Source organism: Chryseobacterium sp. WX, assembly GCF_029542485.1.
GTDB lineage: Bacteria > Bacteroidota > Bacteroidia > Flavobacteriales > Weeksellaceae > Chryseobacterium > Chryseobacterium cucumeris.
Genome location: NZ_CP120710.1, coordinates 4,564,475 through 4,578,174, shown reverse-complemented (window position 1 = coordinate 4,578,174; position 13,700 = coordinate 4,564,475). Strand labels below are relative to the sequence as shown.

13 protein-coding genes are annotated in these 13,700 nt (G+C 37.3%); 10 read left to right on the top strand and 3 right to left on the bottom strand.

All coding sequences use genetic code 11. The features are described 5' to 3' along the window. A complete protein-coding gene (locus PZ898_RS21040) occupies nucleotides 1–828 on the top strand; it encodes a proline/glycine betaine ABC transporter permease (protein WP_062675369.1) in 828 nt (275 codons plus the stop codon). A gap of 1 nt (nucleotide 829) precedes the next feature. Next, nucleotides 830–1,684: a glycine betaine ABC transporter substrate-binding protein gene (locus tag PZ898_RS21035; RefSeq protein ID WP_216445209.1), complete on the top strand. Its 855-nt coding sequence runs from the start codon at nucleotides 830–832 to the stop codon at nucleotides 1,682–1,684. A gap of 65 nt (nucleotides 1,685–1,749) precedes the next feature. Here PZ898_RS21035 and PZ898_RS21030 read toward each other — a convergent pair whose 3' ends face one another. Next, entirely contained in the window at nucleotides 1,750–2,139 is a 390-nt protein-coding gene (locus PZ898_RS21030) for a helix-turn-helix domain-containing protein (RefSeq protein ID WP_062675653.1), read from the bottom strand. Nucleotides 2,140–2,231: 92 nt separating this feature from the next. Here PZ898_RS21030 and PZ898_RS21025 point away from each other — a divergent pair, with 92 nt between their 5' ends. Together PZ898_RS21025 and PZ898_RS21020 are read left to right on the top strand one after the other, a co-directional pair. Continuing rightward, nucleotides 2,232–3,221: an NADP-dependent oxidoreductase gene (locus PZ898_RS21025; protein WP_277694166.1), complete on the top strand. Its 990-nt coding sequence runs from the start codon at nucleotides 2,232–2,234 to the stop codon at nucleotides 3,219–3,221. Between the two features lie 3 nt (nucleotides 3,222–3,224). Then, nucleotides 3,225–3,695 (top strand): cupin domain-containing protein, encoded by a 471-nt coding sequence (locus PZ898_RS21020; RefSeq protein WP_123278845.1) that lies wholly within the window; start codon nucleotides 3,225–3,227, stop codon nucleotides 3,693–3,695. A gap of 174 nt (nucleotides 3,696–3,869) precedes the next feature. On the opposite strand, the gene PZ898_RS21015 is transcribed toward PZ898_RS21020, so the two are convergent. Together PZ898_RS21015 and PZ898_RS21010 are read right to left on the bottom strand one after the other, a co-directional pair. Further along, on the bottom strand, nucleotides 3,870–4,277 hold the full coding sequence (locus PZ898_RS21015) for a thioredoxin fold domain-containing protein (RefSeq protein ID WP_228432386.1): 408 nt from the start codon (nucleotides 4,275–4,277) through the stop codon (nucleotides 3,870–3,872). A 50-nt stretch (nucleotides 4,278–4,327) separates the two neighbouring features. Then, nucleotides 4,328–6,397, bottom strand: a complete 2,070-nt coding sequence (locus tag PZ898_RS21010) for a TonB-dependent receptor (RefSeq protein WP_277694165.1) — start codon at nucleotides 6,395–6,397, stop codon at nucleotides 4,328–4,330. Between the two features lie 123 nt (nucleotides 6,398–6,520). Between PZ898_RS21010 and PZ898_RS21005 the strand changes: the two genes are divergently transcribed. The 6 genes from PZ898_RS21005 to PZ898_RS20980 all read left to right on the top strand — a co-directional run bounded on the left by PZ898_RS21005 (nucleotide 6,521) and on the right by PZ898_RS20980 (nucleotide 13,680). Then, complete coding sequence (locus PZ898_RS21005) at nucleotides 6,521–7,672, top strand: homogentisate 1,2-dioxygenase (protein ID WP_062675375.1); 1,152 nt, start codon at nucleotides 6,521–6,523, stop codon at nucleotides 7,670–7,672. Between the two features lie 171 nt (nucleotides 7,673–7,843). Next, nucleotides 7,844–9,355, top strand: coding sequence for a succinate CoA transferase (locus PZ898_RS21000; protein ID WP_277694164.1), 1,512 nt, complete (start codon nucleotides 7,844–7,846; stop codon nucleotides 9,353–9,355). A 219-nt stretch (nucleotides 9,356–9,574) separates the two neighbouring features. Further along, complete coding sequence (locus tag PZ898_RS20995) at nucleotides 9,575–10,849, top strand: acetyl-CoA hydrolase/transferase C-terminal domain-containing protein (protein ID WP_277694163.1); 1,275 nt, start codon at nucleotides 9,575–9,577, stop codon at nucleotides 10,847–10,849. Nucleotides 10,850–10,986: 137 nt separating this feature from the next. Beyond that, complete coding sequence (locus PZ898_RS20990; protein WP_062675377.1) at nucleotides 10,987–11,778, top strand: hypothetical protein; 792 nt, start codon at nucleotides 10,987–10,989, stop codon at nucleotides 11,776–11,778. A gap of 238 nt (nucleotides 11,779–12,016) precedes the next feature. After that, nucleotides 12,017–13,147: a 4-hydroxyphenylpyruvate dioxygenase gene (gene hppD, locus PZ898_RS20985; protein ID WP_277694162.1), complete on the top strand. Its 1,131-nt coding sequence runs from the start codon at nucleotides 12,017–12,019 to the stop codon at nucleotides 13,145–13,147. Between the two features lie 71 nt (nucleotides 13,148–13,218). Further along, complete coding sequence (locus tag PZ898_RS20980) at nucleotides 13,219–13,680, top strand: hypothetical protein (RefSeq protein WP_114820841.1); 462 nt, start codon at nucleotides 13,219–13,221, stop codon at nucleotides 13,678–13,680. The last annotated feature ends 20 nt before the right edge of the window (nucleotides 13,681–13,700 follow it).

Genomic DNA, 13,700 nt, shown 5'->3' with positions numbered 1-13,700 from the left:
ATGAATAAAACTATAGATATAGGTCAATATGTAGAAACTGCAATCAATTGGCTCACAGAAAACGGAAAACCTGTATTTGATGTCATAAAGCATCTGGGAAATTCCTCTATTATGGGGATTGAATGGGTTTTAACAAACACTCCTTTTTATGTAATCATTCTCTTTTTTACCCTGCTGGCACTATGGAAAGCCGGAAAAGGCATTGCTGTAGTAACGGCTGCCGGATTAAGTTTAATATTTTTAATGGGATTATGGAAAGAAACCATGGAAACGATGGCTCTGATCTTTGTCTCCACCATTACCGCCCTTATTCTTTCTATTCCGCTTGGAATTTTAGCAGCGAAAAGCAAAATAGCTGACAAAATCATTCGTCCTTTACTGGATCTGATGCAGACTATGCCCGCATTTGTCTATCTGATCCCGGCTGTACTGTTTTTCAGTATCGGTAAAGTACCGGGTGCTTTTGCAACGATTATTTTTGCCATGCCGCCAGCAGTTCGATTAACGACACTGGGAATTGAAGCCGTTCCGAAAGATATTGTGGAGGCTGCCAGAGCTTTTGGTGCCACCAACCGTCAGATTCTGTTCAAAGTAGAGCTTCCTTTAGCGATGAAAACGATTTTAACAGGGATTAATCAAACCATATTGTTATCATTATCCATGGTCGTTATTGCAGGAATGATTGCTGCAGGCGGTTTAGGGGAGAAAGTACTGGAAGGAATTAATAATCTGGATATCGGATTAGGATTTGAAAGTGGTTTATCCGTAGTGATATTGGCCATTATCCTCGACCGTATTACTCAGGGATTTGTAAAGAAAAAGCAATAAGATGAAACAACTTAAATATCTGTTTTTGCCCCTTTTAATGTTACTATTTACAGCATTAAGTTCGTGTGAAAACATAAAAAATTCTAAATATATTACCATAGGAATGGTAGACGGCTGGGCGGAAGATGTTGCAATGACGCACGTTGCTAAAGCTATTCTTGACCAGCAAGGTTATCATGTGATTATTCAAAAAGCTTCTACAGATATGATTCTGGCTTCGATGAATAATGAAGATACAGACCTTTTCATGGGAGTCTGGCTTCCTTACACTCATGCGAAAAAGCTTGCTAAATTTCCTGGGCTGACTCATCTTGGAACCAATTATGACAACGGTCGTATAGGATTAGTTGTACCTGAATACGTTCCTGTTAACTCCATTGAAGAGCTCAATCACAATAAAAACCAGTTCAATCAAAGAATCATTGGAATTGAAAAAGGAGCCGGATTAACCACCGGAACGGATAAAGCAATTATTGACTATAAACTGGATTATCATCAGATTAACTCTTCTACTATTGCCATGATCACCGAATTACAGAACGCTATCCAACGTAAAGAATGGATTGTGGTAACCGGATGGCAGCCCCACTGGATGTTTGGAAAAATGAAGCTTAAATTTCTTGATGATCCTCAAAAGATATATGGTGAAGCAGAACAGATTAAAACTTACTCCAGAAAAAGCTTTGCAAAAGATCATCCTGAGCTGGCCAAATTCTTTTCAAAACTCCATTTTGATGATGAAAACATGTCCGATCTTTTAATGAAAATGGAACAGAGTAAAAACAAAGAAGCCACCGCCAAAGAATGGGTGAAAGATCACGCTGAGCTTGTACAGTCGTGGTTAAATAAAAATTAACAAAAAGATACTTTTTGATAGTATGAAAAATCCTCAACCTTAATCCGGTCTGAGGATTTTTTTATCTATTGTTCCGAAGAATTCATTGATTCTTTGATCTTTTCCCGATGAATGATCCCCCAATTCACCAATGTTTCTGTCACCGGAAATACAGATTTTCCATATTCGGTCACCGCATAAGTTACCGTAATCGGCTTTGTATCCTGAATAGTTCTTGTGATCAGGAGATTCGTTTCAAGTTCTTTTAATTCTTTACTCAACATTTTCGCAGAGATACCTTCTATACTGCGTTCCAGCTTTTTAAAATGGATCATCTGATTAGGTCTGTTCGTCAGATACCGTAAAATCATCAGTTTCCATTTCCCTCCTAAAACATCCAGACTGTCCCGCATCGCGAACAATTCTTCGGTACAGCTTGCTTCTCTTTCGATACCGTTTTCAATGATTTTTGCCATAATAGTTTCATGAAGGTAACTAGTTACCATTGGTTAACTAGTAGCAAATATAAACTATTCCCGCTTTACATTTGTGTATCAAATTAACAATAATGAAAGCAGTTATTTTAAATAAGAACGGAGCACTTGAAAACGGACTGGCAGAACAGCCAAAACCTAAAAGCAATGAAGTTTTAATCCATATTAAAGCAAGTGGTTTCAATCCCATCGATTATCAGATGCTGGAAAATGAACTGGAACGAAAACTGATCAGTTCTCCGATATTAGGAAGAGAACTATCCGGAATTGTAGTGGATAAACGTTCTGATGTTACAGAATTCAATATTGGAGATGAAGTCTATTGTGGCAGCGGTTCCATGGGAAGCAACGGCACTTATGCTGAATATATTGTCGTTCCTGAAGCCATTGTTTCCTTTAAACCAAAAAATATTTCATTTGAACAGGCGGCTGCCATTCCTTCGGCAGGTCTTACTTCTTTACAGATTTTTAACCGTTTGAAATTAAACCCCGAAAATACAGTTTTAGTAACAGGAGCAACAGGAGGAGTCGGTTCATTTCTGATTAAAATTTTATTAGCACATAATATCCAACAGATCACAGCCACGGTTGGCAGCGAGGAAAACAGACAGATTCTTCTCAATCTGGGATTGAAAAATCATCAGATCATCAACTATAAAGAAGAAAATCTAATCGGTAATATTCTAAAAGCCAATAATGATCAACCTTTCGAATATGGAATTGATCTGGTGGGAAACTATATGTCTGAAATCACCGCAGAAGTTTTAAAAATCAACGGAACGTATGTGGATGTGACAGCCTTGGTCACTAGAGATGCTCATGAAACCCTTTTCAACAAAGGAACTATGATTATGAATATCTCCAATTATATGTATGGAATGGTAAAAAAATACGAGTATTATAAAAACAGCTTGCTTACCATCAAAACACTTATTGAAAACGGAACGATTCTCCCTCCACAATACAGAACCGTTGGAAATCTTTCTTTGGATACCGTTCTACAGGCACATTCTATTCTAAAAAATAATCAGACTCAAGGTCATAAACTTATTATGAAACATTAATCTATGAATAAAATACCAAGACGAATCGTAACAGGAATAAAAGACGGAAAATCCGTTATTACTGAAGATCAACAAGTAGAAAACGCTGTGGAACACTTCCCGGGGCTCATCATTTCAGATGTATGGAATACCCAGACAACGCCGGCCAGCCTGGATTTTGAAACCCAAATTCCCAATACCGGATTTCCACAAACTCCTAAAAATGGTACTTACTTCCGATATGTAGTAGTTCCTCCTGATAAAGATTTAGGTGTAGAATGGAAAAAGAACGAACCTCATCCGATGATGCATCAAACGCCAACACTGGATTATATCATTATTCTTTCCGGCGAACTTTACCTCATCATGGAGGAAGGAGAAACGCTTTTGAAACCTGGCGACATCGTTATCCAGAGAGGAACAAATCATGCATGGAGCAACCGTTCTGATGAACCTTGCATTCAGCTGGCGGTTTTGATTGATGCAGCGATCTAAATTAAAACGACTGTATAAGATTTTACACGATTGTCATTCTGACGAAGGAAGAATCTCATGTAAAGCTTAGATTCTTCATTTCACTGCGTTACATTCAGAATGAGAGTGTCCTAATAATAAGATAGCAGGATTAATGTGGAATTGTGTATAATTGTCTATATTTAATCTTACACCTCACAAAGCAGAAATCTCCAACAGCTTCTGCTTCATTTTTTCAGGCGTCATCTGTCCTTCCTGATAATACACCAGATTCTGATGCTTATCCAGGAATATCCACAAAGGATAAACAGGCTGATTTTTATTCTTAGACAAAGCCAGCGCCAACTCATGAATTCCTGAATTTCCATTCTGCAGATATTCAAACTCCTGATTCTGAAAATGAATTTTCTCCTTTGTCTTCTCTGACTCAAAGTTGATAAAATAAAAGTGATCATTGATCATACTCACCAGCTCCTTATCTTTATTCATACGGAAAGACTCAATCTTACACACCGCACACCAATCTGTATAAAGATGGATCACAACCGGTTTAGGATTTTCTTTCTGCTGAACCTCAAGATCAGAAAAAGTGCCTGTCTTCATCTGAGACAGATAAAAACAGGGCACTAACATTAAAAATAAAGCTATTTTTTTCACTTTAAAGTATATTTTACTCCTAAGAAACCTCTGATTCCCTGCATCGGGGCATAACCGTATGCCGTATCAAAAGTATAATGATTAGGGTTGTTTATAGGATCATCAACATATTTATCAAACGGGTCAAATGGTCTCATCAAAGGATCTTTAGGTCTGAAATTGAATAAATTTTTCATCCCGCAATACACTTCAAATCCGGATTTGAAACTCTTGGACACCTGGATATTGGCCAGAGAATAAAAGGGTGAATATTCAGGGCGGAAATCATTTACTAAGACAGGTAATCGCATTGGACCGTAGAACTGTCCTGTAAAATCGACGGTCAGGTTATTCGCAAATTTATACGTCAGGTTATAAGTTCCACTCCATTTTGGGGCATGCAGCTGCTGTGTTTTTTGAGTTTCATTATCAAATTTCTGATAGACATCCAGATAAGTAACACCAAGATTGACACTCAAAGGAAACTGAAAACTAAAATCCACATTCAGGGAAGCACCTCTTGAAATTCCGTATCCGTGGAGATTGTCATAAATAATTTTATCCGGATCAGAATCAAAATCTCCTACAATTTTATTACTGAAATAAGTGTAAAATGCAGATGCATCAAGATTCACCATTCTGTTTGCTACGGGAATTTTCCAGATATAATTCAGGTTTCCATTAATAGATCTTTCCGGTTTCAGGTCAGATTTTACCACAACTTCCCTTGAACCTGTCAAAGCTGCGTGATCTTCTGTAAATAAATTAACCACTCTAAAACCTGTTCCAAAATTGAAACGTAAAGTATGATATGGATTGGGATTAAATTTCCATGCAAACCTCGGTGAGTGAACGGAGTGATGTACTTTATCATAATCATATCTGTATCCAATCAGCAAAGTATTTTTATCGTTGATTTCCCACTGATCCTGAATGAAAGCTCCCCAGATAGGAGATTTCATCGGTGCATTGGTGATTCCATCTGCATCGAGTGTTCCCGGAGTATTATCATCGTAAAAAGTTCTTTTGAAGGTAAGTCCGGCCGTGATATCATGTTTCCCGAAGCTCCTGTCCCAATACGTTTGCACAAAGGCTACCTTTTGTGTTGCATTGAATGGGTTTAATCCATAAAACGAATTCTGATCATGATAATTATAAGAAAACTGTGTCACGATATGCTCTTTCATCGGCCATTCGTACAATCCGAAAACCTCTGCTCTGTTGGTATAGATACTTTCTCCATATACTTCGTCACTACCACGGAAAGATTTATTCCATTGCATTTCTCCCCCAAAGCGGTCTTCATACAGATACCTCAAAGCAAAACTTGCCTGTCTGTTTTCTTTTCTCTTAAAATTCCACTTGTTAAATACGGAAATTCTACTTTGTAAAGTGGTATCCGTGAAATTATCTTTATTCTGATCTATTCTTTCCTGAAAACTGAAATAATTTAAACTTAATAATGAAGCAGCATTCTTCCCTACGTTGAATTTAGTAGAAAGATCCAGATTATTTTCAAACCAGCTCGATGTCATCAGGTCAATACTTAATTTAGGAGCGGTCAGTGCATTTTTGGTGATAATATTGATAACCCCTCCCATGGCTTCAGAACCGTAGATGGAAGATGCAGGGCCTTTTACTACTTCAATTCGGTCAACCAAACTATTAGGAATTCCACTTAATCCATAGACGGTGGAAAGTGAACTTACAATCGGCATTCCGTCAATCAGAATCATGGTATAAGGCCCTTCCAGTCCGTTGATGTGAATATCTCCCGTATTGCACACAGAACAGTTCAGCTGAGGTTTTACTCCATTAACCATGGCAATGGCCTCAAAAATACTGGGAGTAGGATTTTTCTGAAAAAATTTCTGACTGTAGATCTCTACGGCAACAGGACTTTTGGACCTGCTCATCGGTTTTATGGTACCGGTAACCACTACATCTTCAATGGTACTGGTCTTAAATTCCCTCTTCATACCCCTGGCAGAATCCTGACTTTTAGTCTGCTGCAAGCTCAAACTGTCCGTCTCCTGCGCAAAGCAATAGGTAGATAAAAAAGTAATAGAAAATAATATTCGCTTCATGAAATTAAAATTGTTAGACAAATCTAACAATTATTTTTCAAATACAAAACTTAATCCAGAAAATATAGGTTGAGCCAATTCATGAAAAATGATTAAATTTGAGAAACTACATATGAAAGTAAAATGAGATATCATCAATTGGGAAATATCCCACAAAAAAGGCATACGATCTTTAAGTCTCCGGAAGATAAATTTTACTATGAACAGCTTTTCGGTACCGAAGGCTTCCATGGTATTTCTTCTCTGTTATATCATATCCACCGCCCTACACAAATCAAATCTATCGGTGAGCCGAAAGATGTTACTCCAAAAATCGCTGTGGAAAAAAATGTGGCTCCAAGAATGTTTAAAGGAATGAACGTCACTCCTGAAGATGATTTTATGGACAGCCGAAAGATCCTTTTGATGAACAATGACCTGAAAATGGGATTGGCAAAGCCAAGAAAATCGATGGATTATTTCTACAAAAATGCAGAATGTGATGAGCTTTTGTATGTTCATAACGGAGCCGGAATCTTAAAAACATTTGTGGGAGATCTTGAATTCGAAACCGGAGATTATCTTATTATTCCGAGAGGAACCATTTATCAGGTAGAACTGAAATCTGATGATACAGTCTTTTTTGTACTGGAAAGCCACTCTCCTATTTATACTCCGAAAAGATACAGAAATGAATTCGGACAGCTTTTGGAACATTCGCCATTCTGCGAAAGAGATATCATTGCTCCTACTTACAGAGAACCCATAGACGAAAAAGGAGAATTCCTTATTAAAGTAAAAAAAGAAAACCAGATTACCGACTTCATCTACGCTACTCACCCGTTCGATGTCGTGGGCTGGGATGGCTATTTTTATCCTTATAAATTCAATATTAAAAACTTCGAACCTATTACGGGAAGAATTCACCAACCGCCACCGGTTCACCAGAATTTTGAAGGACACAATTTCGTAGTGTGCTCATTCTGTGCAAGAATGTATGATTATCATCCACAGGCTATTCCTGCTCCGTACAACCACTCTAATATTGATTCTGATGAGGTTTTATTCTACACAGAAGGTGATTTCATGAGCCGTAACCACATTGATTTAATGGACTTTACCCTTCACCCTGGCGGAATTGTACACGGACCTCACCCTGGTGCTATGGAAAGAAGTATCGGCAAAAAATTCACGGAAGAATATGCCGTAATGGTAGACCCTTTCCGTCCGTTAAAAATTACAGAGGAAGCTTTAAAAGTAGAAGATCCTTCTTATAAAACTTCATGGTTAGAATAAATCATTAAAAATTATCAAAAAGTATTACTGAATACATACAAAAGACGCTTTAAATCCTTTATTTAAAGCGTCTTTTTTTGTAAATTTGTGAGGTATGGTTAACATATTGACCATCATTATTTTTCATATCGCATCCTAAGTAATGGTGGTTTAAAACAAAATCAATATTACATGTTAGAAAGAATCAGATTAGAAAGTTTACACCAAAAGGTAACCACAGCCGAAAACGCTGTAAAAATCATTAAAGACGGTATGACCATCGGGTCCAGCGGCTTTACAAAGGCAGGTGACAGCAAAGCCATTTTACCGGCATTGGCTGAAAGAGGAAAAACAGAAGACCTTAAGGTCACTTTGATGACCGGAGCTTCACTGGGGCACGGTACCGATGGAAAACTGGCGGAAGCCAATGTTCTGAAAAAAAGAATGCCATTCCAGGTAGACCCTATCTTAAGAAACAAAATTAACAACGGTGAAATTCTCTTTATCGACCAGCATTTAAGTGAAAGTGCCGAGCTTCTTCACACCAAAAATCTCCAAAGCATTGATGTAGCTATTATCGAAGCTGCTTATATTGAAAGAGACGGAAGCATCGTTCCTACTACTTCTGTAGGAAATTCTGTGACTTTTGCGGCTTTGGCTAAAAAGGTTATTATTGAAATCAATACGGAAGTTCCTGAAGAAGTTTATGGAATCCATGATATCTACCAGGCCGAAGATTATCCTTACAGAAATGTTATTCCGATTGTTGCGCCATGGAACAAAATCGGGAGAAAAAGCATTCCTGTAGATCCTGAAAAAATTGAGGCTATCGTATTTACCAACCGTAAAGACAGTCCGGCTGATATTGCAGAACCGGACGAAAAAACTACAGCTATTGCCAAACATCTTCTTGCCTTTTTTGAAAATGAGGTTCTTCTAGGACGCCTTACAGACCGCTTGCTTCCTCTTCAGGCAGGTATCGGTAAAGTAGCCAACGCTGTTCTGACAGGGTTCAAAGACAGTAATTTTTATGATCTGACGATGTTTTCCGAAGTGCTTCAGGACAGTACATTTGATCTGATCGATTCCGGTAAGCTAAGTTTTGCTTCAGCATCATCCATTACCGTTTCTCAGGAATGCTATGAAAGAGTATTAGGAAACCTTTCAAAATATAAAGATAAATTCGTTCTAAGACCTCAGAATATTTCCAATACACCGGGATTGATCAGAAGGTTAGGAGTAATAGCTATCAATACAGCTATTGAATTCGATATTTATGGAAATGTAAACTCCACTCATATCGGAGGAACCAAAATCATGAACGGAATCGGAGGTTCCGGAGACTTCGCGAGAAATGCTTATTTAAGTATTTTCGTAACTCAAGCTGCTTCAAAAGACAACAATATTTCTCACGTCCTTCCAATGGTTTCTCATACCGACCATACAGAACATGATGTAGATATTCTGGTAACAGATGTTGGTTTGGCTGACTTAAGAGGATTAGCGCCAAGAGAAAGAGCTCAGAAAATCATCGATAATTGTGTTCACCCGGATTATAAAGAAGAACTACAGTCTTACTTCGACAGAGCTTGTGAAAGAGGAGGTCATACCCCTCATTTATTGGAAGAATCTTTCAGATGGCATTTACGATTTGCAGAAACCGGAAGTATGAAACAGAAAACTGCAGTAGAAACTGCTAATTAAGATTTTTATCAAAATAACAGATAAAACAAAAGGACTGAATGCCAACACATTCAGTCCTTTCTATTTTAAATCAAAGGTGGTTTATTGATATGATAAAAGTCTGTTCAATATCCTCAAAATATTTATATGAATATAAAATTATAAAGATTATCTTTGAAAGAAGAGCGGTATTTTTTTGAATTATAAAATTATCTTAACACCTTTTTAAAAAGACAAAATATGAATAATTACATCAGCGCAGAAGAAGCAATATATACGATAAAAAGCGGTAACCGTGTCTTTTTTCACGGTAGTGCCTGTACTCCCAATTATCTTATTGATGAACTGGCAAGACAGTCTAATCGTTTGCAAAATGTGGAGATGGTTTCCATTACCCAGCAGGGAAATGTGGAAATCGCAAAACCACAATACAAAGACAGCTTTTTCATTAACTCCTTATTTGTTTCCACACCTGTGCGTGATGCTGTGAATTCTGACCGCGGAGACTTTGTTCCCGTTTTCTTAAGTGAAATTCCTATTTTATTCAGAAAAAACATCCTGCCACTGGATGTGGCAATTGTCACCGTTTCTCCACCAGACCAACATGGTTTTTGTACGTTGGGAACTTCAGTGGATATTGCGAGAGCCGCTGTAGATACGGCAAAAATCATTGTGGCCATCGTTAACCCAAGAATGCCAAGAACCCACGGGGACGGAATGATCCACATCAGCAGAATCCACAAGCTGGTTTGGCATGAAGAGGAACTCCCAACAGTAGATTATGGTTCCAAAGTAGGTCATGAAGAAATGCTCGTAGGAAAAAATGTAGCAGAGCTTATTGAAGACAGATCGACCCTTCAGATGGGAATTGGAACCATTCCTGATGCCGTGTTAAAATGCCTTACCAATCATAAAGACCTTGGAATTCACACAGAAATGTTAAGCGACGGTGTTATTGACCTGATTCAAAATGATGTAATCAACAATAAATACAAGGGTTACAACGATAATAAAACCATCACAAGTTTCTGTTTCGGAACCCGGAAACTCTATGATTATGTGGATGATAACACTGTTTTTGCTTTCAGGGATGTAAGCGAGGTTAATTTTCCTATCAATATCATGAGAAACAAAAAGATGGTAGCCATCAATTCTGCCATTGAAATAGACCTTACAGGCCAGGTTTGTGCCGATTCTATCGGAACACTCCAGTACAGCGGAATTGGAGGTCAAATGGATTTTATGCGCGGTGCAGCTTTAAGTGATGAGGGAAAACCTATCATAGCCATTACCGCAAGAACAAAAAAAGGAGTTTCCAGAATCGTTCCCTTTCTTAAGCAAGGCGCTGGTGTAGTTACTACTAGAGGACATATTCACTATGTTGTAACTGAATACGGAACAGCTTATCTGTACGGAAAAAACCTTCGACAGAGAGCACAGGAACTTATCAGCATTGCCCATCCGGATGACAGAGAAATGCTGGAAAGAGCTGCTTTTGAAAGATTTAAACACTGATAATCAAACCATAAAGTTTTCAAAACTATTTTTGCTATAAAAATTAAAACAAATTTTGAATTTAACATCATAGAATCATATGAAAATATTAATTTTTTGGCAGTATATTTGATAAAATTCATTCAAAAACAAGGAAATTGAAAACTATATATAATTCGATACGAGACGAAGTGGTAAAACATTCCAAGGTGAGGAATTCTGTTTTGGGGAATGTGAATGAATGGAAAAGAAGCCATTATATTATTCTTTCCGAAATTATTAAAGACGAGCTTTCTGAAGCTGAAGAACTGAAAGGAGGAAAAAAATTTGAAATCGGAAATACCATTTCTCATGTTACTCTTCAGCGTTTTTTTGAAAATGATTATCAGGATAAAACCCATAGTGACCTCAGATTTCTTAAAACACTTGATAAAATCTGCATCTTCTTAGGATACAAAGATCTTAATGATTACATCCTTACGATAAGATATAAGAAAGTTGACGACAAAGAAATTGATGACCAGTCCTATCTAACCCAAATGGTTTATGATTATTGTGCATCGGCTTTTGAGTTTTATAAGCTATTCCCCGTTCACAATACCGAACTTTTAAAAGGTCTGGTATTTGAAGATTCTCCTTTTTTAGAAAGGGCTTCACAATTCAGTAAAGAACTATGTGACAGGGATTTCCACCTGGTAACAAAAAATAACAGATCCAACTACGAAGTATTTGATATCCATGTGGTTACTGATGAACCTGACAAAAAAATTCTGGAATCACAGGAATTCTGGAATCTTCTGTTTAAAGTAGGAGAAACGGGAGAAGAACATTTTGTCAATCAACTGAGTACACAAATTTATTTTATCAAAAAAATAAATAATACCTGGAAGATCTGGGACAATTATAATCCTGATGCAGGAATGCTCAACAGAAAAATTGAAACAACCTAAAATAAGAAAGCCGTAGAGAGTATCTACGGCTTTCATGTTTCGAAATATTTTTTTTTCACTTGTCTTTTGTATAACAAATGTAGGCAGATGATTTTAGACTTATGAAACTTAAATATACTTAAGTAAACTCTTCTTTAACGTTATGTTAAATATATTCAATGAATCCTTGGGAATATTTTCGCCATATCTAAGAATTTTGTAATTTGCATACCAATAAAATAAAAGTAAAAGAGAAAATATGTCAACACTTACATTTGCCGAGAAAATAGCTCAAGCAGAAAATTTCTTACCGATTAACGGTACAGATTATATTGAGTTTTATGTAGGAAATGCAAAACAGGCTGCCCATTATTACAAAACCGCTTTCGGTTTTCAGTCTGTAGCTTATGCGGGTCCTGAAACAGGAGTAAGAGACCGTGCATCTTATGTGCTTCAACAGGGAAAAATCAGATTGGTATTAACAACAGGACTTAAATCTGACTCTCCTATCAGCGAGCACGTAAAAAAACATGGTGACGGAGTAAAAATTTTGGCACTTTGGGTAGATGACGCTTATGCAGCTTTCGAAGAAACAACTAAAAGAGGTGGAAAACCTTATTTAGAGCCTGTAACGTTAACTGATGAGCATGGTGAGGTAAGAATGTCCGGTATCTATACATACGGAGAAACCGTTCACATGTTTGTGGAAAGAAAAAATTATAACGGAGCTTTCATGCCTGGTTATGAAAAGTGGGAAAGTGATTATAAGCCTGACGAAGCAGGTTTATTATACGTAGACCACTGTGTGGGAAATGTTGACTGGAACAGAATGATCCCAACTGTAGAATGGTATGAAAAAGTAATGGGATTTGTAAACATCCTTTCTTTTGATGACAAGCAGATCAACACAGAATATTCTGCATTGATGTCTAAAGTAATGTCAAACGGAAACGGATATGCTAAATTCCCGATCAACGAGCCTGCAGAAGGTAAAAAGAAATCTCAGGTAGAAGAATATCTTGATTTCTATGAAGGTGAAGGAGTTCAGCACATCGCTGTGGCAACAAAGGATATTATCCACACCGTAACTGAATTGAAGAAACGTGGTGTAGAGTTCCTTTCTGCTCCACCGGAAGCTTATTACGACATGGTTCCTGAAAGAGTTGGTCATATTGATGAAGATCTTAAAAAACTTCAGGAGTTAGGTATACTTATTGATCATGATGAAGAAGGATACTTATTACAGATCTTTACGAAGCCTGTAGAAGACCGTCCTACTCTATTCTTCGAAATTATTGAAAGACACGGCGCACAGAGTTTTGGTGCCGGAAACTTCAAGGCATTGTTCGAAGCATTAGAAAGAGAGCAGGAAAGAAGAGGTAATCTTTAATTTTACATTAGAAAATATAAGTTTTGTCAGAATACAGTATTCTGGCAAAACTTTTTTATAAAACACAGTATATGAGAAAACTTTTAATCGGGATTTTTCTTCTGGGAACCTTAGGGCTTAAAGCCCAATATGGAACTTTGAATGAAATCCTTAACCGACTTGAACAAAGAAAAGGCATCAATCAGCATCTTGAAAATGTAAATATTGACAACAAAAAGTTTGTTTTTATTAAAGATGAAGCCGACCATACGGAGAGGGACTTTATTATTATCAAAGGGAATAATGCCACCTATGTAGAAGTTTTCGATGATAAAGCAACTGGAGAAAGCAGTTCCAATGTTTTCACCGGTGATATCATCAGGAAAAAAAATATTATTTCTTTAAGAGCAGACATGCTTGAAAACAAAAAAATCCCAATGCCTGTCACGAAGACTTTATTGCTGACACAACAGGACAATATTCTGTACCTTATTGATGTCAATACCAGAGACAGATGGATTGATGAAGCCTCTTACTCAAAAAAGACCAAATAAATGTTCCGGGGAATTCTCCG

Bases quoted from the DNA above. Each gene is read 5' to 3' on its own strand.
- PZ898_RS21040 (WP_062675369.1), top strand. From the start codon at position 1: ATGAATAAAACTATAGATATAGGTCAATATGTAGAAACTGCAATCAAT.
- PZ898_RS21035 (WP_216445209.1), top strand. From the start codon at position 830: ATGAAACAACTTAAATATCTGTTTTTGCCCCTTTTAATGTTACTATTT.
- PZ898_RS21030 (WP_062675653.1), bottom strand. From the start codon at position 2,139: ATGGCAAAAATCATTGAAAACGGTATCGAAAGAGAAGCAAGCTGTACC.
- PZ898_RS21025 (WP_277694166.1), top strand. From the start codon at position 2,232: ATGAAAGCAGTTATTTTAAATAAGAACGGAGCACTTGAAAACGGACTG.
- PZ898_RS21020 (WP_123278845.1), top strand. From the start codon at position 3,225: ATGAATAAAATACCAAGACGAATCGTAACAGGAATAAAAGACGGAAAA.
- PZ898_RS21015 (WP_228432386.1), bottom strand. From the start codon at position 4,277: ATGAAGACAGGCACTTTTTCTGATCTTGAGGTTCAGCAGAAAGAAAAT.
- PZ898_RS21010 (WP_277694165.1), bottom strand. From the start codon at position 6,397: ATGAAGCGAATATTATTTTCTATTACTTTTTTATCTACCTATTGCTTT.
- PZ898_RS21005 (WP_062675375.1), top strand. From the start codon at position 6,521: ATGAGATATCATCAATTGGGAAATATCCCACAAAAAAGGCATACGATC.
- PZ898_RS21000 (WP_277694164.1), top strand. From the start codon at position 7,844: ATGTTAGAAAGAATCAGATTAGAAAGTTTACACCAAAAGGTAACCACA.
- PZ898_RS20995 (WP_277694163.1), top strand. From the start codon at position 9,575: ATGAATAATTACATCAGCGCAGAAGAAGCAATATATACGATAAAAAGC.
- hppD (WP_277694162.1), top strand. From the start codon at position 12,017: ATGTCAACACTTACATTTGCCGAGAAAATAGCTCAAGCAGAAAATTTC.
- PZ898_RS20980 (WP_114820841.1), top strand. From the start codon at position 13,219: ATGAGAAAACTTTTAATCGGGATTTTTCTTCTGGGAACCTTAGGGCTT.